Source organism: Ferrimonas balearica, from assembly GCF_019802085.1.
Classification (GTDB): domain Bacteria; phylum Pseudomonadota; class Gammaproteobacteria; order Enterobacterales; family Shewanellaceae; genus Ferrimonas; species Ferrimonas balearica_B.
The window spans coordinates 300,317-324,638 of the sequence record NZ_JAHVHV010000003.1 but is presented as its reverse complement, the minus strand read 5'-3'; the positions used below and the strand labels follow the sequence as shown (position 1 = coordinate 324,638).

21 protein-coding genes and 2 tRNA genes are annotated in these 24,322 nt (G+C 65.4%); 9 read left to right on the top strand and 14 right to left on the bottom strand.

Annotated features, from left to right (window positions below; translation table 11 throughout):
* Window positions 1-7: 7 nt before the first annotated feature.
* The gene (locus KUV81_RS14280) at window positions 8-2,005 is read right to left on the bottom strand and encodes an MtrB/PioB family decaheme-associated outer membrane protein (RefSeq protein WP_222544556.1); all 1,998 of its coding nucleotides are present in this window, start codon (window positions 2,003-2,005) and stop codon (window positions 8-10) included.
* Between the two features lie 12 nt (window positions 2,006-2,017).
* Window positions 2,018-2,956 carry a DmsE family decaheme c-type cytochrome gene (locus KUV81_RS14275; RefSeq protein ID WP_222544555.1) on the bottom strand — a complete coding sequence of 313 codons (939 nt, stop codon included), beginning with the start codon at window positions 2,954-2,956 and terminating at the stop codon, window positions 2,018-2,020.
* A gap of 364 nt (window positions 2,957-3,320) precedes the next feature.
* Here KUV81_RS14275 and KUV81_RS14270 point away from each other — a divergent pair, with 364 nt between their 5' ends.
* From KUV81_RS14270 to KUV81_RS14255, 4 genes are read left to right on the top strand one after another with little or no spacing between them, the layout of a single operon-like run.
* A complete protein-coding gene (locus tag KUV81_RS14270) occupies window positions 3,321-4,055 on the top strand; it encodes a Crp/Fnr family transcriptional regulator (protein ID WP_222544554.1) in 735 nt (244 codons plus the stop codon).
* Complete coding sequence (gene modA, locus KUV81_RS14265) at window positions 4,052-4,804, top strand: molybdate ABC transporter substrate-binding protein (protein WP_222544553.1); 753 nt, start codon at window positions 4,052-4,054, stop codon at window positions 4,802-4,804. The genes KUV81_RS14270 and modA overlap by 4 nt, the downstream gene beginning before the upstream one ends.
* The gene (modB, locus tag KUV81_RS14260; RefSeq protein WP_222544552.1) at window positions 4,785-5,474 is read left to right on the top strand and encodes a molybdate ABC transporter permease subunit; all 690 of its coding nucleotides are present in this window, start codon (window positions 4,785-4,787) and stop codon (window positions 5,472-5,474) included. The genes modA and modB overlap by 20 nt, the downstream gene beginning before the upstream one ends.
* Before the next feature lie 9 nt (window positions 5,475-5,483).
* Window positions 5,484-6,296 (top strand): ATP-binding cassette domain-containing protein, encoded by an 813-nt coding sequence (locus tag KUV81_RS14255; RefSeq protein ID WP_222544551.1) that lies wholly within the window; start codon window positions 5,484-5,486, stop codon window positions 6,294-6,296.
* A gap of 1 nt (window position 6,297) precedes the next feature.
* On the opposite strand, the gene KUV81_RS14250 is transcribed toward KUV81_RS14255, so the two are convergent.
* The gene (locus KUV81_RS14250) at window positions 6,298-6,747 is read right to left on the bottom strand and encodes a hypothetical protein (RefSeq protein WP_222544550.1); all 450 of its coding nucleotides are present in this window, start codon (window positions 6,745-6,747) and stop codon (window positions 6,298-6,300) included.
* 410 nt (window positions 6,748-7,157) lie between these two features.
* On the opposite strand from KUV81_RS14250, the gene KUV81_RS14245 reads away from it, so the two are divergent.
* On the top strand, window positions 7,158-9,143 hold the full coding sequence (locus KUV81_RS14245; protein WP_222544549.1) for a BCCT family transporter: 1,986 nt from the start codon (window positions 7,158-7,160) through the stop codon (window positions 9,141-9,143).
* Between the two features lie 59 nt (window positions 9,144-9,202).
* On the top strand, window positions 9,203-11,191 hold the full coding sequence (locus KUV81_RS14240) for a BCCT family transporter (RefSeq protein WP_222544548.1): 1,989 nt from the start codon (window positions 9,203-9,205) through the stop codon (window positions 11,189-11,191).
* A gap of 42 nt (window positions 11,192-11,233) precedes the next feature.
* Here KUV81_RS14240 and KUV81_RS14235 read toward each other — a convergent pair whose 3' ends face one another.
* The 3 genes from KUV81_RS14235 to ubiK all read right to left on the bottom strand — a co-directional run bounded on the left by KUV81_RS14235 (window position 11,234) and on the right by ubiK (window position 12,526).
* Complete coding sequence (locus KUV81_RS14235; RefSeq protein ID WP_222544547.1) at window positions 11,234-11,737, bottom strand: hypothetical protein; 504 nt, start codon at window positions 11,735-11,737, stop codon at window positions 11,234-11,236.
* Window positions 11,738-11,802: 65 nt separating this feature from the next.
* The gene (locus KUV81_RS14230) at window positions 11,803-12,258 is read right to left on the bottom strand and encodes a GNAT family N-acetyltransferase (protein ID WP_222544546.1); all 456 of its coding nucleotides are present in this window, start codon (window positions 12,256-12,258) and stop codon (window positions 11,803-11,805) included.
* Between the two features lie 4 nt (window positions 12,259-12,262).
* The gene (gene ubiK / locus KUV81_RS14225) at window positions 12,263-12,526 is read right to left on the bottom strand and encodes a ubiquinone biosynthesis accessory factor UbiK (protein WP_222544545.1); all 264 of its coding nucleotides are present in this window, start codon (window positions 12,524-12,526) and stop codon (window positions 12,263-12,265) included.
* A gap of 125 nt (window positions 12,527-12,651) precedes the next feature.
* Here ubiK and rep point away from each other — a divergent pair, with 125 nt between their 5' ends.
* A complete protein-coding gene (rep, locus tag KUV81_RS14220) occupies window positions 12,652-14,667 on the top strand; it encodes a DNA helicase Rep (RefSeq protein WP_222544544.1) in 2,016 nt (671 codons plus the stop codon).
* Here the strand turns inward: rep and KUV81_RS14215 are convergent.
* Window positions 14,654-17,266, bottom strand: coding sequence for an EAL domain-containing protein (locus KUV81_RS14215; protein ID WP_222544543.1), 2,613 nt, complete (start codon window positions 17,264-17,266; stop codon window positions 14,654-14,656). The genes rep and KUV81_RS14215 overlap by 14 nt on opposite strands.
* A 208-nt stretch (window positions 17,267-17,474) precedes the next feature.
* Here KUV81_RS14215 and KUV81_RS14210 point away from each other — a divergent pair.
* A tRNA-Arg gene (locus KUV81_RS14210) sits at window positions 17,475-17,551 on the top strand.
* A gap of 42 nt (window positions 17,552-17,593) precedes the next feature.
* Window positions 17,594-17,669, top strand: a tRNA-His gene (locus KUV81_RS14205).
* Between the two features lie 52 nt (window positions 17,670-17,721).
* Here KUV81_RS14205 and KUV81_RS14200 read toward each other — a convergent pair.
* From KUV81_RS14200 to KUV81_RS14170, 7 genes are all read right to left on the bottom strand, one after another.
* The gene (locus KUV81_RS14200; RefSeq protein WP_222544542.1) at window positions 17,722-18,390 is read right to left on the bottom strand and encodes a DUF3313 family protein; all 669 of its coding nucleotides are present in this window, start codon (window positions 18,388-18,390) and stop codon (window positions 17,722-17,724) included.
* A gap of 103 nt (window positions 18,391-18,493) precedes the next feature.
* A complete protein-coding gene (gene moaA, locus KUV81_RS14195) occupies window positions 18,494-19,480 on the bottom strand; it encodes a GTP 3',8-cyclase MoaA (RefSeq protein WP_222544541.1) in 987 nt (328 codons plus the stop codon).
* Window positions 19,481-19,489: 9 nt separating this feature from the next.
* A complete protein-coding gene (locus KUV81_RS14190) occupies window positions 19,490-21,280 on the bottom strand; it encodes a bifunctional molybdopterin-guanine dinucleotide biosynthesis adaptor protein MobB/molybdopterin molybdotransferase MoeA (protein WP_222544540.1) in 1,791 nt (596 codons plus the stop codon).
* A gap of 8 nt (window positions 21,281-21,288) precedes the next feature.
* Complete coding sequence (gene mobA / locus KUV81_RS14185; RefSeq protein ID WP_222544539.1) at window positions 21,289-21,891, bottom strand: molybdenum cofactor guanylyltransferase MobA; 603 nt, start codon at window positions 21,889-21,891, stop codon at window positions 21,289-21,291.
* The gene (locus KUV81_RS14180) at window positions 21,888-22,565 is read right to left on the bottom strand and encodes an energy-coupling factor ABC transporter ATP-binding protein (protein WP_222544538.1); all 678 of its coding nucleotides are present in this window, start codon (window positions 22,563-22,565) and stop codon (window positions 21,888-21,890) included. The genes mobA and KUV81_RS14180 overlap by 4 nt, the downstream gene beginning before the upstream one ends.
* Before the next feature lie 2 nt (window positions 22,566-22,567).
* Window positions 22,568-23,278, bottom strand: a complete 711-nt coding sequence (locus tag KUV81_RS14175) for an ABC transporter permease (RefSeq protein WP_222544537.1) — start codon at window positions 23,276-23,278, stop codon at window positions 22,568-22,570.
* Window positions 23,275-24,084: a substrate-binding domain-containing protein gene (locus KUV81_RS14170; RefSeq protein WP_222544536.1), complete on the bottom strand. Its 810-nt coding sequence runs from the start codon at window positions 24,082-24,084 to the stop codon at window positions 23,275-23,277. Before KUV81_RS14170 ends, KUV81_RS14175 begins: the two co-directional genes overlap by 4 nt.
* Window positions 24,085-24,322: the final 238 nt, after the last annotated feature.

Here is a 24,322-nt window from a genome sequence, read left to right as displayed (position 1 = left end):
TCTGTGATTAAAGCGAATAGGTAAAGGACAGCATCAGCAGGTGGGCGTTGTAGTTGTGCCCCAGGTCGCCCAGGGTGATGAGCCCGGGGATGCTGTCGCTGGCGACATCGGCGTAGTCCGTGTCGTAATAGCGTTCATAGCGGTAATCCAGTCGCACGCTGGTGCGGAGATCGAGCTGGTAATCGGCGTAGGCGCGCACGCTGTGGGCCCACTGGAAGTAATCGCCGTAGGGCTGGCCCTCGGACACCTCGGTGTCGGAGCGCGACTCGGTGTACTGGTAGTCGGCGCCCAGGGTCAGACGGTCGTCCATCAGGCCGCTGTACACGGCCCCGGCGCCGGCGTAGTCGAAGCGATCCTCGATGCGGTAGGTCCAGTCCGGGGCGGCGAAGCCCTGGCTGCCGGCCTGGTTGGATTCGATCCACTGCTGACCAACAAAGGCGTGCAGGTTCAGCGATGGGCTGATCCGGTAGCTGGCGGCCAGATCGTAGCCGAGATCCTCGGCGTCCAGCAGGCCGATCTCCGACTCGCTGTAATCGTCCTGGGCGAAGCGCACCGTGGCGTCCAGGGAGAGGTTCTCCAGCGGACTGTGGCCGATCTCCAGCTGCAGTTCGGTGCGGTCCCGGTCCGCCAGGTAGTACTTGCGCAGCAGGGCGTTGTCTTCGCTGGAGGTGGCCTCGCTGGCCTGGTAGCGGGAGCCGTCGCGCTGGCCGTAGCTGGCCTTGAGGGCCAGATCCCAGTGCTCGAAGGCGTTGACCCGGGTGCGGGCCCAGAGGGTGTTGTCCTCGGTGGTTTCCCGCACGCTGTGGCTGCGCTCGGTGCGTTCCCCCTGGTATCCCGCCTCCAGGGCCACGCCCTGGGCCAGGCGGGTGCTGGCGTCCAGCCCGTAGCGGTGGCGGGTGGTGTCCAGCGGGGTGTTCATCCGGGCGGTGCCGCTGAGGCTGTCGATGCTCAGCTGCTGGTCGTAGGCGAACACCGGGGTGCGGTTGTCCCGGTCGGCGTAGTCGTACTTGGCGGCCAGGCGCACCTGACCCACGGCGCTGGTCAGGCGCAGGTTGGCCCCCTGGGTGCGCACTTCGCCGTTGGCGTGGGTGATGCCGCTGGGCACCCCGGTGGCGTCAACGAAGGCGGTGTCGTTCTGGTAGAGCCAGCCCTGGGTCAGGCGGCCGCTCAGGCGGGTCTTGCCCAGGCGATATTGGCCGGTGAGGGCCAGCTGGTGAGCCTCGTTGTCCGGGGCCAGGGCCTGCACCGCGCCGCGCTCACCGTCGTAGAGGCCGCTGTAGCTGTTCTCAAACAGCGAGCCCTGGTAGCTGACTCCGGTGCGCCACTGGGCGCCGCCCAGCTCGGCCCCGGCGTTGAAGGTCTGGGTGGTGGTGTCCACCGGGGCGGTGATGTTGACCGGGCTCTTGTTGAGGCTGACGCTGCTGGCCTGGTGGCCGGTCTTGGACTCGTGCTGGTAGCGGGCGTAGGTGCGCCAGTCGAGGCCGGCAAAAGCATCCTGGTAGGCCAGGCCAAGCCCGGTGCGCTCGCGGCGCTGCTCCAGGGTGACGTCGATGGGGGCCTCCAGGCCCACCAGGTTGCGACCGTCGAAGCCGTACTCGGTCTGGGCCACGGCGTCTACGGTGCGCAGCTTGGCGTAGTCGAACTGGGCGTCCAGGTGGTTGTCGCGGTAGCGGGCCTGGCCGTAGCCGCTGCTCATCCCCAGCTGGTCGGCCTTGAGATCCAGCCGGCCGTCGGCTTCGCCGTTCAAGGTGGCGTCGGCGTTGATGCCCACCGCGGCGCCGTCCCGGGCACCGAACCGATTGGCGGCGTGGGGGTCGCTGCTGTCCACCATGCCGGCGCTGAGGCCGACGGTGCCACTGGCGTCGGGCCCGTCACAGCGGCGGCACTCCCAACCAGAGGTGTCCAGCGCCTCGGTGTTGGCCTGGGAGAGGGCAAAGCTGGCCGCCTGGGCCGGGGCGATGACCGACAGGATCGCCAGGGCGGTCAGAGAAAGTTGCGCTTTCATCACTGAAACTCCTTATTTCTCGAACAGGCTGCCGGCGGGGTGGTTGGACCCGTGCACCTGGCTGTGGCAGTTGAGGCAGCTCTGGCCGGCGACAAAGGCGCTGTTGCCCTGGCCGTCGTAGACCCGGCTGGCGTGGCCATCGCTGGCGTGACAGCTTTGGCACAGCTGGGGCGCCCGGCGGGTCAGCATGGCGTCGTTGACGCTGCCGTGGACGTCGTGGCAGCTGGTGCAGTTGTCGGTCACCGGGGCGTGCTCCCACACCACGGGGCCGCGCTTCTCGGCGTGGCACTGGTAGCAGGTGTCGTTGAGGCTCACCTGATTGAGGGCCGACTCGGTCAGGCTGCCGTGGGCGCTGTGACAGCTGGTGCAGGTCATGTCGCTGCCGCTGTGCAGGCCGGCCATGGGGTGGGCCGAGCGCTTGTTCATGTCCGCCCGCTGGCCGCTGTGGCAGCTGGTGCAGGTGGCGATCTCCCCTTCGGGGGAGAGCACGGGATCGCTGGCGGTGTGGATCTGGTGACAGTCGCTGCAGGCGACCTCGGCGAAGTCGTGGCGGCTGCCCTGCCAGTCGTGGCGGCCGCCATCCTCGTGGCAGCTCATGCAGACCGAGTTTTGCAGCTCGGCGCTGACGTTGGCGTCGTCACCGAAGTTGATCATCGGCTCGTTCTTGCCCCGGTGCTGGCCCTGGGGCCCGTGGCAGGTTTCGCACTGCAGCTGGGCCATGGGGCTGGCGCTGCTGTCCAGGCTGCCGTGAGGGGAGGCAAACAGGGCGGTGACCTGCTCGTCGCGGCCATGGCACATCAGGCAACCGTCGGCGCCCTTGCCGGAGTACTGGCCCTGCTGGAACTTGTCGATAAGCTGGGCCTGGGCGTCGTCCGCCCAGGCGGGGCCGCAGGTCAGGGTCAATACCCCGGCCAACAGGCTGGAACCCAGTAGGGTTTGGATCTGTTTCATCGGTTAGCCACCGTAATAAATGAAAACCGTTCTCATTATTTTTAAATAACCTGTAAGACGTTAATTTATTCAGTTCAATGGAATTAAATTTGGCGTCGTTAATGTCCGGTTATTTAATTGTGGGATTCCGGTAAATTGGGGAATTTGGGAATCGCGGAATTATGGAATTGCCGACGGATGGATAATGTCATTCAGATTGCATTTGCCGGTGTGGGTTTGGCGATTTGTGATCCAGCTGGCTTAATTCGGGGGCAATAAAATGGGCATCTATAATGATCAATTTGATAATTTGAACCCCAATCACTTTCTTGTCTCAGGCTGCGCGATAAGCTGGCCTCCTGACGCCTTTTGAGATTTTCAGAACATGCCCGTTGAGCCCACAGCGCGCCCCGCCCTGGTGGCGGCCCTTCGCCAGCTTGGCGTTGGAGAATCCGCCGCCGAAGCCCTGAGCCGACAAGCCCAAAGCCGCCGCCTCGATGAGGGCGACAGCCTCTGCCTGAGCTGCGCTGGCATGGGGCTGGCACTGGTGATGCGGGGCACGCTACTGCGTCAGATCCACTTCCACGATGGCAGCATTGGCGGCACCGAGTTGCTGTTTTCCGGCCAGTTTCTCTTTGCCAGTGGCTGCGGCCAGGGCAGTGACGATAATGTTCGCTACCTGGCCCTGGAAGCGGGGGAACTGCTGTGGGTGCCCATGGCTTGGGTATATGAGATCTGTCGAATACATAAGGGCTTTCTTGAAATATATATGGAAAGAAAACACCGTTATTCGAGAATGGTGGAAGATCACTTATTGCTGCGTTCCATATTAAGCAAGAAGGAACACATCGTTATGACCTTAGCGATGATTTTTTCCGCTAAATTAAGACGAAATGAATATGGTATCCGGATCACCATTGAGGATCTCTGCACTGTGACCGGGGCCACAAGACAATATTACAGCAAGGTGATTGCCGAGCTCTGTCAGAAAAAGATTCTTGAAAATCACTACGGTTCGTTGCAGCTGTGCGATTACGCCGGATTGAAAGCCGAACTGGGGGAGGACGCCCGTCGCCATTACGATCTGTTTCGCGCCAAACCCGTAGCGGTGGCCGCATGAGCCGCTGGTGTGCCCCTCTGAGTCTCTGTCTGGCCCTGCTGCTGGTGCCGGTGGCCCAGGCCACCACCCTGACGGTGGCGGTGGCGGCCAACTTCAAGACCACCCTGGAGCAGCTGGTGGCGGACTACCAGGCCCAGACCGGGGTGCGGGTGCAGATCTCCGCCGGCGCCACCGGGGCGCTCTACACCCAGATCCTCCACGGCGCCCCCTATGATCTCTTCCTGGCGGCGGACGACGTGCGCCCGGCGCAGTTGGTGGCCCAGGGGCTGGCGGATCCCGACAGCCTGAGCGACTACGCCATCGGGGTGCTGGCCTTCTGGCACCCGAAGGGGCGGGCGGACGAGACCACCCTGGCCCAGTGGGACCAGCGACTGGCGATGGCCAACCCGCGCACTGCGCCTTATGGCGCCGCGGCCGAGCAAGTTGCGCAACATCTTGATATCCTGCACAGGCTGAGAGGAAAGATCGTGCGCGGCACCAACATCCTGCATACCTTTCAGTATGTGCAAAGCGGCAATGCGCCCGCCGGGCTGGTGTCCCTGGCACAGCTCAAGGCGGCCGAGGTGCCGCCGCAAGAGTACTGGCTGGTGCCCGAGTCCTGGCACGGCAGCCTGACCCAACAGGGAGTGGTGCTGACGCGCAGTGCGCATCCGCAACAGGCCAAGGCGCTGCTCCAATACTTAATGGCACGAGACGATCTCCTGTCTCAAGCTGGATACGCTATCCCGGATGACCATCAATCCCGCTGATCTGGAAGCCCTCTGGATCACCCTGAAACTGGCGGCCATCAGCACTGCGTTGTTGCTGCTGATCACCCCACCCCTGGCCTGGTGGCTGGCCCACAGCCGGGCCCGCTGGCGCCCGGTGGTGGAGGCCCTGGTGGCCCTGCCGCTGATCCTGCCCCCCACGGTGCTCGGCTTCTATCTGCTGCTGCTGTTCTCGCCCCTCTACCTGCCGGGGCAGTGGGTGCAGGCCCTGACCGGCTCCACCCTGGCGTTCTCCTTCTCCGGGCTGGTGATCGGGTCGATGATCTACTCCCTGCCCTTCGTGGTGCAGCCGCTGCAATCGAGCTTCGCCACCCTGGGGAAAGGGGAGTTGGAGGCGGCGGCCACCCTGGGGATGAACCGCTGGAAACGGTTCCACTACGTGGTGTTTCCCATGACCCGCCACAGCTTCGTGCTGGCGGGGATGCTGGGCTTTGCCCACACCCTGGGGGAGTTCGGTGTGGTACTGATGATCGGCGGCAATATTCCTGGGGAGACCCAGGTGATCGCCATCGCCCTGTTCGAGCACGTGGAGGCGCTGGATTACGCCAGTGCCCATGTGCTGGCGGCGGGGCTGCTGACCATCTCCCTGGTGCTGCTGCTGTTCATCTACGTCGGCATGGACAGGCGCAAACGCGCCTGGGGCTACTGGTAAGGGGGCAGCATGCAACTGGAACTGGCCCTCAAGGGGCACCTGGGGGAGTTTGCCTTCGACCTGGAGCTGGCGTTGCCGATGCAGGGGATCGTGGGGGTGTTTGGCCCCTCCGGGGTGGGCAAGACCAGCCTGTTTCGCGCCATCAGTGGCCTGGAGAGTGGACTGGAGGGGCGCATCCGCCTCGGTGATACGGTGTTGCAGGACAGCGCCGAGAAGCGCTTCGCGTTGCCGGAGCAGCGGCGCATCGGCGTGGTGTTCCAGGACAGCCGGCTGTTTCCCCACCTGACGGTGCGGCAGAACCTGGCCCTGGCCCAGAGCCAGGCCCGTCAGCCGCTGTTTGGCATCGAGGAGCTGGCGGCCCAGTGCCAGTTCAGCGCGTTGCTGGATCAACCAGCACCCTCACTCTCCGCCGGCCAGCGCCAACGGGTGGCCATCGCCCGCGCCCTGGCCGCCTCACCGCGACTGTTGCTGCTGGATGAGCCCCTGGCGGCCCTGGATCTGGCCAGCCGTCAGCACCTGATGGGTTTCCTGGCCCGGGTGTCGGAGCGGATCCCCATGCTGTTCATCAGCCATTCGGTGTCGGAAACCCTGCACCTGTGCGATCCCATCATCACCATGAGTGAGGGGCGGATCGATCGGGTGGGCGCGCCGACGGAGGTGGGCCAGTACCTGCCCCGTCGCCGGGGCCATGGCCGGGTGGTGCGGTACAACGCCGAGACCGGCGAACTGGTGTTGCAGCTGGACGACTTTGCCCCGGACTTCGAGGCGGAGCAGACCGTGGGTCTGGTGAGCGATCCCGCCTGGCTGCGCGGCCGCGACTAGTTCAGCCGTGGCGGCCCATATTGCGCTGCTCGGTCCGCTTCTGGGTCATTGCCGCCTCCCAGCGCCGGTAGAGATCCAGCACCCGCTCCCGCATCTGGAGCAGGGGCGGGGGGGCGTCCTCGGGGGCCGGCTTCTGGGCCAGGTGGTGGGTCAGGGGGATCACCAGGTGCTCCGCCTGGGTCAGGGTCTCCCCCTGCAGGCTTTTGACCACCATCAGCTGGAAGGGGATGGCGAACACCGGCAGCAATTGCTGGGCGTCGATGGGCTGCTCCCGCAAAAGGGCCGGGGCCTCCGCCAGGGTGATCTCGGTGACCAGGTTGGCCACCTGGTCCAAGGTGGTGGCGCCGCGGAAATAGCCGTGGACTTGGGGGTCCTTGGCCAGTTCATTGGCCAGGGCCTCGGCCAGTTCGGCCACCGCCCACTTGGCGCCAACCTGTCGGATCAGGGTCATGGAGTCTCGCATCAATAGGGACCGATTCCCCAATCCTAGCAGGGCCGGCGGCCGCGAAACGTTAGCTTGCTCACCGGCCGCGACCCGAGCCCGAGCCAGCAGGATAATTTCACTGGATCGAGGGTAAAACGTTAAATAAAGCAACCTTCTGCGGTTGCATATTTGAACAGAAACCCGGTCTTGGGCATACTGCGCTGCGCACATCATTTGTTCCTGTTGGAACACCAACTACCCTTTCCATGATGCGGTGCGGGCGCTTACCCCGGATCGGATTGCCTACATAGTGCCGACGCGGTTCCCGCGAATCGTCAGTTCTTTGGACACCTTTGGCCCCCTTGGGGACCCAATCCTGTTTGCTGAGCCCCGTTGGTGCCGACGCCCCCTGTGGCGTCACTGACCAAGGAGGCCCCATGTCCGATGAGCCGAAGACGCTCAACTCTCCATCCACTTTGAACCGGCCCGTGTTTGCCTGGTCCACCGGCCTGATCCTGGCCCTGGTGGGCTACGCGGCGCTGTTCCCCAGCCAGGCGGCTGACCAGTTCTCCACCATCCAGTCCAGCATCATCACCAACGCTGGCTGGTTCTACGTCACCACGGTGGCGCTGATCCTGATTTTCGTGGCCTTCCTGGGCCTGTCCCGCTACGGCGACATCAAGCTGGGGCCGGACCACGCCGAACCGGCGTTCAATAACAAGTCCTGGTTTGCCATGCTGTTCTCCGCCGGCATGGGGATCGGGTTGATGTTCTTCGGCGTGGCCGAACCGGTGATGCACTACATGAGCCCGCCAGTGGGCGAGCCCGGCACCGTCGAGGCCGCCAAGGAGGCGATGAAGCTCACCTTCTTCCACTGGGGCCTGCACGCCTGGGCGATCTACGCCATCGTGGCGCTGATCCTCGCCTTCTTCGCCTACCGTCACGGCCTGCCCCTGACCCTGCGCTCCGCCCTCTACCCGCTGATCGGCGACAGGATCCACGGGCCCATTGGCCACGCGGTGGACATCTTCGCCATCATCGGCACCGTGTTCGGGGTGGCCACCTCCCTGGGCTTCGGGGTGCTGCAGGTCAACAGCGGCCTGCACTACCTATTCGACATCGACGTCAGCACCCAGACCCAGGTGGTGCTGATCATCGCCATCACCGCCCTGGCCACCCTGTCGGTGGTCTCCGGCCTGGAGAAGGGGATCCGCCGCCTGTCGGAGCTCAACCTGCTGCTGGCGGTGGGCCTGATGGGGCTGATCCTGGTGCTGGGGCCCACGGTGCTGCTGCTGCAGACCTTCGTTGAAAACACCGGCAGCTACCTGTCGGAGATCGTCAGCAAGACCTTCAACCTCTACGCCTACGATCCCACCGACTGGCTGGGCGGCTGGACCCTGTTCTACTGGGGCTGGTGGATCTCCTGGTCACCGTTCGTTGGCATGTTCATCGCCCGCATCTCCCGGGGCCGAACCATCCGCCAATTCGTCATGGGGGTGCTGTTCGTGCCCGCCGGCTTTACCCTGGCCTGGATGACGGTGTTCGGTAACAGCGCCATCGATCTCATCCTCCATCACGGCATGGCCCAGCTGGGCACGGTAATCAGTGAGGACTCCTCCCTGGCCCTGTTCGTCTTCCTGGAGCAGTTCCCGCTGTCGGCGGTGCTCTCCACCATCGCCATGCTGATGGTGGTGGTGTTCTTCGTCACCTCCGCCGACTCCGGCTCCCTGGTGGTGGACATGCTTGCCTCCGGCGGCAACGACCGCACCCCCATCTGGCAGCGCATCTACTGGGCCGCCAGCATCGGTGTGGTGGCCGTGGTGCTGCTGATGGCCGGGGGCCTGTCGGCCCTGCAAACCGCCGCCATCGCCAGCGCGCTGCCCTTCTCACTGGTGCTGATGCTGGCCGGTTACGGCCTGCTCGAAGCGCTGCGGGTGGATCTGCACAAGAAGGACAGCCAGCAGGCCGCCAACCTGGCGCCGCGGGTGACACGCAATCCGGTCTCCTGGCAGCGCCGGCTGCGCAACATGATGCAGTTCCCCCGTCGTACCCACGTGAACCGCTTTATCGACGAGGTGGTCTACCCGGCCATGGAGTCGGTGCTGCTGGAGCTGCGCAAGCAGGGGGTCGAGGTGCTGCTGACCAAGGACGAGGAGACCCACCGGGTGCGCCTCGAGGTGCTGCTGGGCGAGGAGATGGACTTCGAATACGAAGTGCGTCCCCGGGCCTACCTGCGCCCCTCCTTCGTGCTCGGCGAAGAGGATGAGCAGGACGAGGAGAGCAAGTACTTCCGTGCCGAGGTCCATCTGCGCGAAGGGGGCCAGGACTACGACGTCATGGGCTGGAGCCAGGAGCAGGTGCTGGGCGACATCCTCGACCAGTACGAGACCCACCTGCACTTCCTGCACATGGTGCGCGAATAACAACGATTCTGTCCCCCGCTCTGCGGGGGACTTTTTTTTGGCCAGATTAAGGGATGTTTATGTCTGCCAACGCCGATTTGGCGCCTGCTACAACCGATGCCTCCCCCGCTTTGACCCTCAACCGCCCGGTGTTCTTCAGCGCCAGTGCCCTGCTGTTGGCCCTGGTGCTGCTGGCGGTGGCCTTCCCCGAGGCGGCGGCCCAGCAGTTTTCCCTGCTGCAGGCCGACATCCTCGAGAAGGCCAGCTGGTTCTACGTCACTACGGTGGCGGTGATCCTGCTGGTGACCCTCTACCTGGGGGCGTCCCGCATTGGCGAGATCAAGCTGGGGCCGGACCACGCCGAACCCCAGTTCAGCGCCCTGTCCTGGTTCGCCATGCTGTTTTCCGCCGGCATGGGGATCGGCCTGCTGTTCTTCGGCGTCTCCGAGCCGGTGATGCACTTTCTGACCCCGCCCCAGGGGGATCCGGCCACGGTGGCCGCCGCCCGGGAGGCCCTGGTGCTGACCTTCTTCCACTGGGGGGTGCACGGCTGGGCCATCTACGCCCTGGTGGCGCTGATGCTGGCGTTCTTCGCCTACCGGCACAACCTGCCACTAACCCTGCGAAGCGCCCTGCATCCCCTGCTGGGGGATCGGATCCACGGGCCCATCGGCCACGCGGTGGACACCTTTGCCATCCTGAGCACCATCTTCGGGGTGGCCACCTCCCTGGGTTACGGGGTGTTGCAGGTCAATGCCGGCCTCAACCACCTGTTCGGGGTGCCGGTGAGCGCCGGCATGCAGATCCTGCTGGTGGTGGGGATCAGCGGCCTGGCGGCGGTCTCGGTGGCCACCGGGCTGGAGCGGGGGATCCGGCGGTTGTCGGAGTTCAATATGGTGCTGGCGGTGGGCCTGCTGTTGCTGGTGCTTTTCCTCGGTCCCACGGCCTGGCTGATGGAGGGCTTTGTCCACAACACCGGCCACTACCTCTCCACCCTGGTGGACAAGACCTTTAACCTCTACCTCTACGAGTCCAACGAGTGGCTGGGGGGCTGGACCCTGCTCTACTGGGGCTGGTGGCTCTCCTGGGCGCCCTTTGTCGGCATGTTCATCGCCCGCATCTCCCGCGGCCGCACCATCCGCGAGTTCGTTACCGGGGTGCTGCTGGTGCCGGTGGGCTTCACCTGCTTCTGGATGTCGGTGTTCGGCAACAGCGCCATCGACCTGATCCTCAACCAGGGCAGCGACCAGCTGGCCACCGTGGTGCAGCAGGACGTGGCCCTGGCGTTCTTCGCCTTTATTGAGCACTTCCCCTTCAGCACCCTGCTGTCCGGGATCGCCATCGTGATGATCGTGGTGTTCTTCGTCACCTCCGCCGACTCCGGTGCCATGGTGGTGAACATGCTGGCCAGTGGCGGCGAGGACGACACTCCGGTGATCCAGCGGGTGTTCTGGGCGGTGCTGATCGGGGTGATCGCCAGCGTGCTGCTGTACGCCGGCGGGCTGGCCTCGCTCCAGACCGCCACCATCGCTTCCGCGCTGCCCTTCTCCGTGGCCCTACTAGCCTGCACCTACGGCCTGTTGCGGGCCCTGCGTCTGGACGTGACCAAGCGGGAAACCCTGGCCCAGATGAGCAACCTGGCCTCCAACGGCAGCAGCCCGGGGCGCTGGGACCAGCGCCTGCGCAATGCCATCCAGTTCTCCCGGGAGGGTCAGGTGGAGGGTTTTGTCGACTCCGTGGTGGCCCCGGCGATGCGTTCGGTGGCGCGGCTGCTGCAGGAGGAGCAGATCGAGGCGCGGGTGGCGCGGGACCCGGAGCGCGGCAGCGTTTGGCTGGAGGTGCTGCACGGTGAGGAGATCGATTTTTACTACGAGGTGCGTCCCCGGGCCCACAGCCAGCCGGCCTTTGCCGGCGAGGCGGACGATCAGGAGTATTTCCGTGCCGAAGTCCACCTGCGCGAAGGGGGCCAGGATTACGACATCATGGGCTGGAGCCGGGAGCAGGTGCTCAACGACATCGTCGAGCAGTACGAGAAGCACCTGCACTTTCTGCATCTGGTGCGGGAGTGATCCCAAGCAACCAAAAGGGCGGCCCGATGGCCGCCCTTTATTTTACCCGTTGCGCTGGGCCGGGTGATCCGGTGCCAGGGGCCCCTGGCCCGCTTTGAGCGCTTCACGCAGCCGCTGCTCCTGCTCGCCGATCCGCTCCGCCATCTTGGGCTGGCTGGCCTGCTGGCCCATCAGCAGGGCGCAGTGCAGGGCCCGGTGAAACAGGGGCCAGGGCTCATGGCCCTGAGCCTTCTGCACGCCGCCGAGGTAGTCGGCCAGCAGGGTGCGGATGGCCCGGGAGTCGGCGCTGGCGCCGTCGCCTTTGAGCTGGGCGCCGTAATCGAAGGCGTCGGTTAGGGCGGCCTTGAGCACCGCCTTGGTGTCGTGGTCCGGCTCGCTCAGGGGATCCCAGTCGGCGCAGCGGGTCCGGGTGTCACTCTCCAGCGCCGTCAGTTTGGCTTCGGCCTGCTCATTGGCGGCCTTGTGGTCCTTCTGGAACTGCCGGGCCTTGTAGGCCAGGAACAGGGTCAGCAGGGCGATGAAGATGAAGATGGGTTCTAAAGCCACGGGGTACTCCAGCTGGGCGTCGGATTGTTATAAGGATATGGCGTTCCCGGCCCTGGGGCCAGTCGTCAGCGGTAGGCGTCGGGGCGGTGGCGGGTCAACAGATGGGCCGGCTGGGCCGGTGGGGCGAAGCCGTGGGGCCGGTACAGGCCGTGGGCGTCCTTGGTCACCAGCAGCAGGCGGCGCAGCGACGCTACCCCCGGGTAGGCCAGCACACACTGGATCAGCCAGCGGGCCAAGCCCTGGCCCCGGTGGGCCGGCAGCAGGTAGACGTCCGCCAGGTAGGCGAAGGTGGCGTGATCGGTGATCAGGCGGGCAAACCCCACCTGGTGCTGGTCCTGGTAGAGGCCGAAACAGAGGGAGTGATCCAGGGCGGTGTCCAGGGTGCGCCGGGGGATCCCCAGGCACCAGTAGGCCTCCTGGCTCAGGAAGCGGTGGATGGCGTCGCGATCCAGCCGCTGGGGATCCGTGCTGATCCGGTAGGAGCCACGGCACCACTCCCGGTTTGGCCGTGCCGGGGCCATCGGCCTACTCGCTGTCCGCCGGCTTGCTTTGCTCGGCTTCCAGGGCCGCCAGGCGGGCTTCGAGCTGCTCCACCATCATGCGGGTCTTGGCCAGCACCGCGGATTGGCGGTCAAACTCTTCCCGGGAGACCATGTCCAGCTTGGACAGCTGGCTTTGCAGAATGGTCTTGGCCTTGGCTTCAAAGTCGTCGGCGGCGCTTTTCAGGCCGGGGGGCAGGGCGCTGCCCAGTTGCTGGGCTAGTTGCTCCAGTTTGTTGGGGGTTATCATAGTAGACTTCCAGTGGTCACGAATGCCCCCATGGTACCAGAAAAGCGCCGTGGCAGCGGTGGCCAAGTCCCCCGGATTTTGCTTAGAATGCGCGCCCTCAAGATGGGCGGCACACAGGTGAGGCGATGAAACTCAACCCGGCACAACAAGAAGCGGTCAACTACGTCTCCGGGCCCTGCCTGGTGCTGGCGGGGGCCGGCAGTGGCAAGACCCGGGTGATCACCAACAAGATCGCCTACCTGGTGCAGCAGTGCGGCTACAAGGCCCGCCACATCGCGGCGGTGACCTTCACCAACAAGGCCGCCCGGGAGATGAAGGAGCGGGTGGCCCAGACCCTGGGTAAGGGGGAGGCGCGGGGACTGTGGATCTCCACCTTCCACACCCTGGGGCTGGACATCATCCGTCGGGAACACAAGGTGCTGGGGCTCAAGCCCGGCTTCTCGCTGTTCGACGATCAGGACACCCTGGCGCTGCTCAAGGAGCTCACCGCCGACGAGCTCAACGAGGACAAGGACCAGCTGCGGATGCTGATCACCCAGATCAGCAACTGGAAGAACGATCTGGTGCTGCCGGAGAAGGCGGTGACCCTCGCCCGGGACGCCCAGCAGGCGCTGCACGCCCAGCTCTACCAGCGCTATCGGGCCCACCTGACCGCCTACAACGCGCTGGATTTCGACGACCTCATCATGCTGCCCACCCTGCTGCTGGCCTCCAATGCCGAGGTGCGGGAGAAGTGGCAGAACCGATTGCGCTACCTGCTGGTGGATGAGTACCAGGACACCAACACCAGCCAGTACGAGATGGTGAAATTGCTGGTGGGGGAGCGGGCCCGCTTCACCGTGGTGGGGGACGACGACCAGTCCATCTACTCCTGGCGGGGGGCCAAGCCCCAGAACCTGGTGTTGCTGGGCAAGGATTTCCCCCAGCTGCGGCTGATCAAGCTGGAGCAGAACTACCGCTCCTCCGGCTGCATCCTCAACGCCGCCAACATCCTGATCGCCAACAACCCCCACGTCTACGAGAAGACCTTGCGCTCGGAGCTGGGCTACGGCGCCCCCATGAAGGTGATCTCCGCCAATAACGAGGATCACGAGGCGGAGCGGGTGGTGGCGGAGCTGGTGCGACACAAGTTCGTCAACCACGCCAGCTTCAAGGACTACGCCATCCTCTACCGGGGCAACCACCAGTCGCGGCTGTTCGAGCGGGCGCTGATGACCAACCGCATCCCCTACAAGATCTCCGGCGGCACCAGCTTCTTCAGCCGGGCGGAGATCAAGGACATCATGGGCTACCTGCGCCTGCTCACCAACCCGGAGGACGACAACGCCTTCCTGCGGGTCTGCAATGTGCCCAAACGGGGCATGGGGCCGGCCACCCTGGAGAAGCTGGGCCGGCTGGCCAACGAGAAGCAGGTGAGCCTGTTCGCCGCCGCCTTCGAGCCGGAGCTGGAGCGGGTGCTGCCGCCCCAGGCGGCGGAAACCGTGATGGTGTTCACCCGCTGGCTGGTGGAGCTGGGGGACCGCGCCGAACGGGGCGACACCCTGGCGGCGCTCAAGGACCTGGTGCGGGAGATCAACTACGAGGATCACCTCTACGACACCTCCCCCAGCCCCAAGGCGGCGGAGATGCGGATGAAGAACGTCTCCGAGCTGTATCGCTGGATCACCGACATGCTGGAGGGGGACGAGCTGGAGGAGCCCATGACCCTGGCTCAGGTGGTGACCCGCCTGACCCTGAGGGACATGATGGAGCGCAACGCCGAGGAGGAGGAGGCGGACCAGGTGCAGATGATGACCCTGCACGCCTCCAAGGGACTGGAGTTCCCCTACGTCTTCATGGTGGGCACCGAGGAGGGGCTGCTGCCCCACCAGAGCAGCCTGGATGAGGGCAATGTGGAGGAGGAGCGGCGTCTGGCCTACGTGGGGATCACCCGGGCCCAGCGGGAGCTCATCTTCACCCTGTGCCGGGAGCGGCGTCAGTTCGGCGAGCAGATCCGCTGTGAGCCCAGCCGCTTCCTGCTGGAGCTGCCCCAGGACGACCTGGTGTGGGAGAGTCGGCAGAAGAAGCCCTCGGAGCAGGAGCGGATCAGCACCGGCAAGACCAACGTGGCGGCCCTGCGGGCCATGCTCAACAAGAGCTGACCGGCTCCGCCGCCCGCTCCAGGGCCTGGGGCGGGCTGAACAGGTAGCCCTGGCCCCAGTGACAGCCCAACTGCTGCAGCGTGCGGTGCTGGGCGCTCTGCTCAATGCCCTCTGCGGTCAGCATAAAGCCCAGCTCGGCGGAGAGCCCCACCAGGGACTCCAGCACCGCTCGGTGGCGCTCGCAATCGGTGCTCTTATGGCTGTAGCTCTTGTCCACCTTGACGAAATCCAGCGGCAGTTGCGGCAGCAGGGTCAGGGCGCTGTAGCCGGTGCCGAAATCGTCCAGCCCCAGTTTTACCCCCAGTTGATGCAAGCGGTTCAGCCCCTGGTGCAGGGTGCGCTGATCCACCAGCAGATCCCGCTCGGAGAACTCCAGGGCCAGCTGTGCCTTGGGCAGGCTTAGCCCCTCGATGCACTGCTCCAGCAGCGCCAGCTTGGCACTGGAGCGCAGGTGCACCAGGTCCAGGTTGACGTGGATCCAGCCGTCGGACCCGATGCGTCGGCACAGGTCCGGGTGGTCGCGGTCCACCTGGGCCAGCACGTAGCGGTCCAGCTCCGCCACCGCGCCACTGTGGCAGGCCCAGGGCAGGAACTGGTCCGGGCTCAGGGGCCCCAGCTGGGGGTGGTGCCAGCGGGCCAGGGCTTCGATCCCCACCACCTTGTCCTGGCTCAGGTCCATCACCGGCTGGTAGTGGACGGTGATCTCCCCCTTGTTCAGCGCCTGGCGAAACTGGGCCTCGCGGCTGACGTCCGCCATCACCTCGGCGTGCATCTCCTCATTGAAGAACTGGTAGCAGCCCCGGCCGGCGGACTTGGCGTGGTAGAGCGCGGCGTCGGCGTCCCGCAGCAGCGACTCGGAGTCGGTCTCGCCATGGGGATCCGCCAGGGTGATGCCGATGCTGGCGCCGGGGTAGAACTCCTTGCCCTCCAGCTTGATCGGCTGCTTGAGGTGCTCGAGGATCCGCTGGGACACCTCCTGCACATGGGCCCGGTTGCGGATGCTGTCCAGCAGGATCACGAACTCGTCGCCCCCGAGCCGGGCCAGGGTATCGTTGTCCCGGATGCAGTCCGTCAGGCGCTGGGCCATGGCCACCAGCAGCTGGTCGCCCGCCAGGTGGCCGAGGGAGTCGTTGACCAGCTTAAAGCGATCCAGATCGATAAAGAGCACGGCGAAGCGCTCGTTGGCGTGGCGCTTGATGTGCTTGAGGGCCTGGTCCAGGCGGCTGAGCAGCAGCGCCCGGTTGGGCAGACCGGTGAGGGTGTCGTGCAGGGCGTCGTGACGCAGCTGGTGCTCGGCCTTGCGCCGCTGCAGGATCTGACGCTGCAGGTCGACGTTCATGGCGTGCACCTCCCGGGTGCGCTCCATCACTTTCTGCTCCAGCTCCTCCCGGTAGCGGACCCGCTGGGCCAGCACCTGGCGCCGCTCGATGGCGGTGCTGATGTGCTGGGAGACAAAGCCCATCAGTTCCAGATCCTTGTCGTCATAGCCGTAGCCCGGCTCCTGGCTGAACACCGCCAGGACGCCGCGGATCTCCCCTTCGATCAGCAGCGGGACCCCCATCCAGTCGTGCAGCTCCACCAGGCAGCGGTCGGTGTGCTGGCTCAAGGAGCCGTCCCGGTAGGCGCTGCGGATCGCCTCGGCGGTCATCCGCAGGGGGCGACGGTGCTGCATCACCCGCTCGGTCAGACCGTCGCTGGGTAGCCGAGGCTGGGGCGCGGTGAGGGCTTCCCCCGCCTCGTAGTAGGGGAAGGTGATCATCTGGTCCTGATCACTTTGCAGGGCGACGAAGCAGTTTTCGGCGTAGAGCAGGTGGCGCAACACGCCGTGAATTGCCCGGTAGAAGCTGTTCATGTCCCGACCGCTGGCGGTGATCTCGGAGATTTCCAGCAGGGCGTTCTGCAGCCGCTCGGCCCGGCGGCGCTGGCGCACCTCCTCCTGCAGCGCCCGGTTGGCCTGGCTCAGGGCCCGGGTGCGGTGTTCGATCACCAGCTCCGTCTGGGCCCGGGCCTTGAGCCGCTCCATGGCGGTGACCAGGTGTTGGCCGACGAAGGTGAGAAACTCGGTCTGGGGCTGACCGTAGCGAAAGCCGGGCTTGTAGGACTGCAGCACCAGCACCCCCAGTACGGTGCCGTCCTTGACCAGAGGCACCCCGAGCCAGGCCTGGGCCGGGCTGCCGATGGGGGTGATCTGACCGCGGGCGATCATGGCGTTGAGGCCGTCGCGATCCAGGCACAGGGGCTGCCCGTGACGGTATACGTGGCCGGTGAAGCCGCTCATCAGATCGGCGGCGTCGACGAACTCCGGTGGCCGGTTGTCCCGCTGGTCGAGGAAGAAGGGGAAGTGGAATCGGTCGAGGCTGGGATCGTAGAGCGCGGCGTAGCAGTTTTCCGTGCCGGGGAACTGGCGCACCAGGGGGGTCAGTGCCCGGTAGAAGTGATCCATGGAGTCACAGTGGCTGGCCAGCTCCGAGACGCGAAAGAGGATGGACTGCAAGGATGCGGCACTCTTGTAGCGGGCGGCGATCCGACGTAGGCGGTCGACCCGACGCTTCCAGAACGCCAGTTGCCCTGGTGGCGATTGTGCCTCTCCCTGCTCCATTGCCCGGTGCGATCCTTGAATCTTATTGTGGTTATAACTCTCCAGCGAGATAGATTGACTAAAAAACCGTCATGAAGCAATGTTTTTGATTGTTTTATCTGGCCTTTTTTACTATTGCTAGTTAATTTTCCACCAGTTGGTCTTTGGCGGCGCAAAAATTCGTGGACGCCGGGCTGGCCCTTACGTATCATGTCCGCCGTCAATGAGAGCGCCCATAGCTCAGCTGGATAGAGCGCTGCCCTCCGGAGGCAGAGGTCAGAGGTTCGAATCCTCTTGGGCGCGCCATTCCTCATTGACCTGTTTGGCAAGCCAGACGTCCCGACAGTGGTGGCTGTAGCTCAGTTGGTAGAGTCCCGGATTGTGATTCCGGTTGTCGCGGGTTCAAATCCCGTCAGCCACCCCACTCTTTCTCGAAACCCCCGCACTGCGGGGGTTTCGTCGTTTTTGGCCCGAAATTACTTGGCTTCGTTGAGGGCGTCCACCAGCATCTGGGCCCAGCGGCGCAGGATCTTGTCCGCCTCCGCCCGGTTGGTGACCTGGTTGGCGTACTGGAAGTGGCCCGGATCCATGGCGCTGCGGGAGTCCACCACCCGGCCGATCAGGTCGTGGGTGGCGCCGTCGTAGAGCTCCATATAGAGGGTCATGGAACCGGCGGAGGCGACGTAGCTGCGCTGGTGAGTGGCGCTTTGCAGGTCCGGTGCCGCCACATCCAGGTTAACGATGGCCGGGCGCAGCAGCAGCACGTCCTCCCCCAGGGTGTCGGGGCTCACCACCTGGTAGCCCCCCCGCTCCCCCAGCTCCCGGTCAAACACCTTCTGAAACTCCGCTGCCAGGGCTTTGCGGATCTTGTCCATATCGTCGGCGCTGACCCGCTGGGAGAGCTCCCGCCGGCCGCTGTTGAAGTCCCGCTGCCAGTTCTTACGGAAGGCGACGAAGCAGTCCATGATGGCCACCCGCTGGTAGGGGGCCAGACTGGCGCCCTCACGCCAGTAGGCGGCTTCCACGTGTTTGGCTTCGATCCGCACCAGGCCGTCGTCGGTGACGTCCGGGAAGCCGTCTTTGGCGCTGCCTGGGGCGCTCAACAGCAGCAGGGGCAGCAACAGGGTCAGGGTTCTCAGGGTCATGGCCGGGCTCCTTGGGCGTTTGGGTTGCCTTCAAGGTATAGACGCTGCCGGCATCCAGGCACAAAAAAGCCAGGCCGAGGCCTGGCTTGTCGGTGAGGGCGCACTAGCCCCCGGTAAAGCTCATAAAGCGCAGGATCTCGGTCTCACCGTCGGTGCGAAACTCGTGCTTCTCCGGCTTCTTCATCATGGCGTCGAGGATCGCCGTTTTCAGCCGTTCGACGTCCCCGGGGTGGGCCCGCAGGATCGCCTTGAGGTCCACGGCGTTCTCGTTGCCCAGGCACAACAGCAGCTGCCCCGTGGTGGTCACCCGCACCCGGTTGCACTCGTCGCAGAAGTTGTGGCTGTGGGGGCTGATGAAGCCCACCCGGATATCGCTGTCCGGCATCCGGTAGTAGCGGGCCGGGCCACCGGTGTTCTCGGTGGTGGGCACCAGCTCGTAGCGCTCGGCCAGGATGGCCCGCACCGCGTCGCTGGTCAGCAGGCTCTGCTGGCGCCGGGCGGCGTCCAGCTGGCCCAGGGGCATCTCTTCGATGAAGCTGATGTCCACCCCCTTCTCCCGGGCAAAGGCAACCAGGTCGAGGATCTCGTCGTCGTTGCTGCCGCGCATCGCCACGGTGTTGAGTTTGATGCGCTCGAAGCCCGCCTCGATGGCGGCGTCGATCCCCGCCAGCACCCGCTCCAGCTTGCCGTTGCGGGTCACCGCGGTGAAGCGCTCCGGTTGGAGGGTGTCCAGGCTGATGTTGACCCGCTTGAGCCCCGCTTCCTTGAGCGGCCGGGCGAACTTCTTCAGCCGTGAGCCGTTGGTGGTGAGGCAGAGGTCTTTCAGCCCCGGCAGGGCGGCGATCTGCTTGACCAGGTAGTCCAGGTCGCTTTTGACCAGGGGCTCGCCCCCGGTCAGGCGAATTTTTTGCACCCCCAGCTCGGTAAAGGCCTGGGCGATCAGGTGAAGCTCCTCCAGGCTCAGCACCTGATCCCGGGGGAGGAAAGTGGGGTCTTCGTCCATGCAGTAGACGCAACGGAAGTCGCAGTGGTCGGTTACCGACATCCGCAGATAGCTGATTTTGCGTCCAAAGCCGTCAGACAATGCCATCGGTTTCTCCTACATCAGATCGGCGAAAAGTTGCACCCAGACGGCGTCGCCGGGGCGGACCTGATCGATAGCTTCCTCGATCACGATCAGGCAGTTGGCCTGCACCATGGAGCTCAGGATTCCGCTGCCCTGGCTGCCGGTGGTGCGCACCTCCAGCTGGCCACCGGCCCCCAGGGCGGCGATGCCGCGGGTGAACTCGGTGCGGCCGGTGCGGCTGCGCATCGGCTCGGTGGCGATGGCCTTGATCAGGGTGGGCTGCCAATCGGCCTCCCCCGCCATCTTGCGCAGTGCCGGCTGGACAAATTGCATAAAGGAAACCATCACCGCCACCGGGTTGCCGGGCAGGCCGAAGAACAGCTTGCCCTTGAGGGAGCCAAAGGCCAGGGGGCGACCCGGGCGCTGGGCGATCTTCCAGAAGTCGATGTTGCCCAGCTTGGCCAGGGCGTCCTTGATGAAGTCGGCGTCACCCACGGACACGCCGCCGGAGGTGATCACCACGTCGGCTTCCGCCGCGGCCCGCTCCAGCGCTGCCACCATGGCCGCCTCGTTGTCCTCGATGATCCCCAGATCCAGCACCTCGCAGCCCAGCTTGGCCAGCATGCCCTGCAAGGTGAAGCGGTTGGCGTCGAAGATGCAGTTGGCCTTGAGGGGCTGCTCCGGGGCGCACACCTCGTCGCCGGTGGAGAAGATCGCCACCTTGGGGCGGCGCCACAGGGTGGGTTGGGCCAGGCCCAGGGAGGCCAGCAGGCCCATCTCGGCGGCATCGATACGCTGACCGGCATTGAGGGCGGTAGCCCCCACGGCGATGTCCTCACCGGCCTGGCGCACGTTCTGGCCCGGCTCGATGGCGCCGTCGAAGCGCACCCGGCCCGCCTGCTCGCTGGCCAGCTCGCGCATCACTACGGTGTCGGCGCCCTCGGGCAGGGGGGCGCCGGTCATGATCTTGACCGCCTGACCCGGGGCCAGGGTGCCCTCGTGGGCGTAGCCGGCGAACACCTCGCCCACCAGCTGGTAGTCATCGTGCGCGCCGGCGGCGAAGGCGTAGCCGTCCATCGCCGAGTTGGTTTGCTGGGGCACGTTGACCGGGGAGATGGCGTCTTCGGCCAGCACCCGGCCCAGGCTTTCGGTCAGGTGGGCCGATTCGGTTTCGGCCACCGGCTGAACCATGGCCAGGATCCGCTGGACCCCCTGGGTGACCGACAGCTGCTTGCGTTCGACGCTGTCGCAGCTGGGGCCCAGGGGCGCCGGGGCCACGGGTGTCCAGCGGGCCATAAAGCCCTGGATAAAATCGGCGATCCCCTCGACGTCGTTGATGGAGAGGCGGGAGAGGGCGCAGTCGGCGGGCAGCACGGTGGCGTCGTCGCAGGCGATGGCCTGGATCAGCGCATCCTGGGTGAAGACGAAGGGCTTGCCCACCTCGGCGCGGTGCAGTTCCAGCTTGGGCAGGGCCAGTTTCTTGAAGCCCTCCACCAGGATGAGATCCACCCGCTCCTGGTCGATCATCGCCAGCAGTTCCTTGAGATCCGGATCCCCCTCGACGGGGCGCTCCATCATCAGGGCACGGCGGTTGCTGGAGCCGATCAGCATCTGATCGGCGCCGGCCTTGCGCAGCTCGAAGCTGTCCTTGCCGGGCTTATCCACCTCGAAGTTGTGGTGGGCGTGTTTGACCACCGCGACCTTGAGGCCCCGGCGGTTGAGTTCGGGCAGCAGTTTCAGCAGCAGCGTGGTCTTGCCGGTGCCGCTGTAGGCGCAGATCCCCAACACGGGGACGCGGCAGTCGGACAGCAGGGTGTCGGTCATCGGTTCTCTCACTTGTCACGGGCCAGCAGCTGGTTCTCCAGCTCCTGGCGCTGCTGCGGGGTGTTGATGTTGGCGAAGGCGTCGGCGGCGCCGTCGAAGACGCAGCGGGCCACCTTGTGTTGGCCATACCAGAGGTCGATCTTACGATCGCCGGCGGCGAGAAACTGCTCGATGGATCCCAATAACTCCCGCTTGAGCAGGACGACCACCGGGTGCTCCCGCTGCTCATCGCAGGCCACCGCCAGATCGGCGTCGGCCTCGGTCAGGCTGGCCAGCATCCGCTCGGCCAGATCCGAGGGCAGGTTGGGGGTGTCGCAGGGGCAGATCAGCACCAGCGGCGTCCGGGCCTCGGAGAGGGCCACCGCCATGCCGGCCATGGGGCCCATAAAGCCCGGCAGCGTGTCGGCGTGGACCGGCAGGCCCAGCTCGGCGTAGCGTTCCTGGTTGCGATTGGCGATCACCAGGGCAGCCATGGCGTCCCGGCGCACCCGGCCCAGAACGTGTTGGATCATCGGCTGGCCGGCAACGGGGATCAGTCCCTTGTCGTCGCCGCCCATGCGACGGGCCTGGCCACCGGCCAGTACCGCCAGGGTAATGTCGTGCAGTGTCATGCGAGGGCTTCCTCCCGGTCCGCCAGGCTCAGGCGGGTCAGGCTCTGGTTGTCCAGGATCCAGTGCTCCTGGCACAGATCCGTCAGTTCGGTTTGCTGATGGCTGGTGATGATCAGGCCACAGCCCTGCAGATGCAACTGTTCCACCATCTGGGTGATCAGCCGCAGCGAATCCGGGTCCAGGTTGGCGGTGGGTTCGTCCAGCAGCAGGAAGCGGGGCTTGAGCACCCAGGCCCGGGCCAGGGCCAGGCGCTGACGCTCGCCACCGGAGAGCACCTGGGCGGGGCGCTCGCTGAGGTGCTCGAGCCGGGCCAGCCCCAGGGCTTCGCGGATCCGCGCTTCGCGCTCACCGACGCTCAGGGCCAGCCGCTTCAGGCCATAGGCCAAATTGTCCCACACGGTGCCGTCGAACAGGTAGGGGCTCTGGTGCAGGTAGACCACCTGACCCAGGGGGGAGCCGTCCCGGCGCCAGCGCCGGCTGGGGGCGTCGGTCAGGTCCACCTGGCCGTGGCTGGGTTTGTGCAGCCCAGCCAGCAGCTTCATCAGGGTGGTCTTGCCCACCCCGTTGGGGCCCTTGAGCCAGACCCGCTGGTGCCCCTCCAGCGTCAGGCTGGGGATGGTGAACAGCGGTTGGTGGTTAAAGCGCATCTCCAGCGCCGTGGCGTTCAGTTGCATGGCTATCCTCGACGCAGGCCTTCCTGCTGATTACGCAGGGTGCCCAGGGAGAAGTTGATGATCAGGGCCAGCAGCAACAGCACCGTGCCCAGGGCGGCGGCCTGGGCGAACTCGCCCTTGGAGGTCTCCAGGGCGATGGCGGTGGGGATGTTGCGGGTGACGTTGTGGATGTTACCCCCCACCAGCATGGAGGCCCCCACCTCGGTGATGATGCGGCTGAAGGCGGCGATCACCGCCACCAGCAGCGGGGCGCGCAGCTCATGACACAGGGTGAGGAAGGCGCGGTAGCGGGGGGCGCCCAGGGTGCGGGCGGTTTCCCAGGCCCGCCAGTCCCCGCTGGAGAAGGCGCCGTAGCTCAGGGAGACCAGCACCGGCAGGGCCAGGAACACCTGGGCCAACACCATGGCGTTCTGGGTGAACAGCCAGCGTAGATCCCCCAGCACCCCCTGGCGAAACAGCAGCAGGTAGGTGATGAGGCCCACCACGACGGTGGGGATCGCCTGCAGGGTCTGGAACAGGGAGATCACCCCGCCCCGACCGGGGAAGCGGGAGACCGCCAGGGCAAAGCCCAGCAGAATGCTGGGCAGCAGGATAAAGGCCATGGCGCGCAGCGACACGCTGAAGGACACCCCGATGATGGCCCAGACTTCGGGGTCAAAGCTCAACAGCAGGGCGATGCCCTGCTGAAACACGCCAAACATGCCGTCGCTCATTCAGTTGCCTTGTAGGTCGCCTGAAACAGCTGCTCTCCCTGCACTTTGAAATCGTCGATCATCGCCTGTCCTTTGGCACTGATCAGCCAGTCACTGAGGGCCTGGGCCCCGTCGTGGTTGAGATCCGGGTACTTGCTGTTGCTGATCAGGATTACCTGGTAGGGGTTCAGCAGGTTGGCGTCCCCCTGGTAGAGCACGCTCAGGTTGAGCTTGTCCTTGAACGCCAGGTAGGTGCCGCGGTCGGCCAGCAGGTAACCCTGCATCTCGCTGGCGGTCAGCAGCGCCGGGCCCATGCCCTGGCCGATGGCCGCGTAGCCGGTGAAGTCGGTGCTCACGCCGGCGGCCTGCCACAGGGCCAGCTCCTTAATGTGGGTGCCGGACTCGTCGCCGCGGGAAACGAAGGGGGCCTTGGCGTCGGCAATGGCCTTCATCGCCTCGGTGACGTTGGCGCTGTCGGCGATGCCGGCGGGATCCGCCTGCGGGCCCAGCAGGATGAAATCGTTGGCCATCAGCTGACGGGGCTGGCGGCCAAAGCCGTCGTCGACGAACTTGGCTTCCGCGGAGGGGGCGTGGGTCATCACCACGTCCACGTCGCCGTTGCGACCGTGGCGCAGGGCCTTGCCGGTGCCAGTGGCGATCACCTGGACCGAGTAGCCGCTGTCCTGCTCGAAGGTGGGCAGCAGGTGGGCCAGCAGGCCGGAGTTGTCGGTGCTGGTGGTGGTGGCCAGACGGATCGGATCCTTCGCCAGGGCCAGACCGGGGAGCAACGCCAGCAGCAGCAGGGCTTTAGACAACGCGTTTTTCATCCTTTGGGGTTCCTTTTTGCAATCAATCGCAACAGCGGCCGGGGACGTCCCGACCAGGTCGCGAGAATATGTGCAAACTTGGTGCCAATCCCTTTGTGAGGAGGGATTTTTGCAGGGGATCACACTTTCCGCCTGGCCAATTGGGTCAAAATGACGCACCTTAACGAAACCCATGGGCAATTTGACCCTCGATGGACAAATTGTACCAACCTAACCCCATGAAATCGGAGGCCCTCAG

Excerpts from the sequence above, each read along its gene's own strand:
- ubiK (WP_222544545.1), bottom strand. The coding sequence starts at position 12,526 with ATGATAACCCCCAACAAACTGGAGCAACTAGCCCAGCAACTGGGCAGC.
- modA (WP_222544553.1), top strand. The coding sequence starts at position 4,052 with ATGAGCCGCTGGTGTGCCCCTCTGAGTCTCTGTCTGGCCCTGCTGCTG.
- KUV81_RS14190 (WP_222544540.1), bottom strand. The coding sequence starts at position 21,280 with ATGACCGACACCCTGCTGTCCGACTGCCGCGTCCCCGTGTTGGGGATC.
- KUV81_RS14200 (WP_222544542.1), bottom strand. The coding sequence starts at position 18,390 with ATGACCCTGAGAACCCTGACCCTGTTGCTGCCCCTGCTGCTGTTGAGC.
- KUV81_RS14175 (WP_222544537.1), bottom strand. The coding sequence starts at position 23,278 with ATGAGCGACGGCATGTTTGGCGTGTTTCAGCAGGGCATCGCCCTGCTG.
- rep (WP_222544544.1), top strand. The coding sequence starts at position 12,652 with ATGAAACTCAACCCGGCACAACAAGAAGCGGTCAACTACGTCTCCGGG.
- mobA (WP_222544539.1), bottom strand. The coding sequence starts at position 21,891 with ATGACACTGCACGACATTACCCTGGCGGTACTGGCCGGTGGCCAGGCC.
- modB (WP_222544552.1), top strand. The coding sequence starts at position 4,785 with ATGACCATCAATCCCGCTGATCTGGAAGCCCTCTGGATCACCCTGAAA.
- KUV81_RS14180 (WP_222544538.1), bottom strand. The coding sequence starts at position 22,565 with ATGCAACTGAACGCCACGGCGCTGGAGATGCGCTTTAACCACCAACCG.
- KUV81_RS14250 (WP_222544550.1), bottom strand. The coding sequence starts at position 6,747 with ATGACCCTGATCCGACAGGTTGGCGCCAAGTGGGCGGTGGCCGAACTG.
- KUV81_RS14245 (WP_222544549.1), top strand. The coding sequence starts at position 7,158 with ATGTCCGATGAGCCGAAGACGCTCAACTCTCCATCCACTTTGAACCGG.
- KUV81_RS14240 (WP_222544548.1), top strand. The coding sequence starts at position 9,203 with ATGTCTGCCAACGCCGATTTGGCGCCTGCTACAACCGATGCCTCCCCC.
- KUV81_RS14255 (WP_222544551.1), top strand. The coding sequence starts at position 5,484 with ATGCAACTGGAACTGGCCCTCAAGGGGCACCTGGGGGAGTTTGCCTTC.
- KUV81_RS14270 (WP_222544554.1), top strand. The coding sequence starts at position 3,321 with ATGCCCGTTGAGCCCACAGCGCGCCCCGCCCTGGTGGCGGCCCTTCGC.
- moaA (WP_222544541.1), bottom strand. The coding sequence starts at position 19,480 with ATGGCATTGTCTGACGGCTTTGGACGCAAAATCAGCTATCTGCGGATG.
- KUV81_RS14215 (WP_222544543.1), bottom strand. The coding sequence starts at position 17,266 with ATGGAGCAGGGAGAGGCACAATCGCCACCAGGGCAACTGGCGTTCTGG.
- KUV81_RS14275 (WP_222544555.1), bottom strand. The coding sequence starts at position 2,956 with ATGAAACAGATCCAAACCCTACTGGGTTCCAGCCTGTTGGCCGGGGTA.
- KUV81_RS14170 (WP_222544536.1), bottom strand. The coding sequence starts at position 24,084 with ATGAAAAACGCGTTGTCTAAAGCCCTGCTGCTGCTGGCGTTGCTCCCC.
- KUV81_RS14230 (WP_222544546.1), bottom strand. The coding sequence starts at position 12,258 with ATGGCCCCGGCACGGCCAAACCGGGAGTGGTGCCGTGGCTCCTACCGG.
- KUV81_RS14280 (WP_222544556.1), bottom strand. The coding sequence starts at position 2,005 with ATGAAAGCGCAACTTTCTCTGACCGCCCTGGCGATCCTGTCGGTCATC.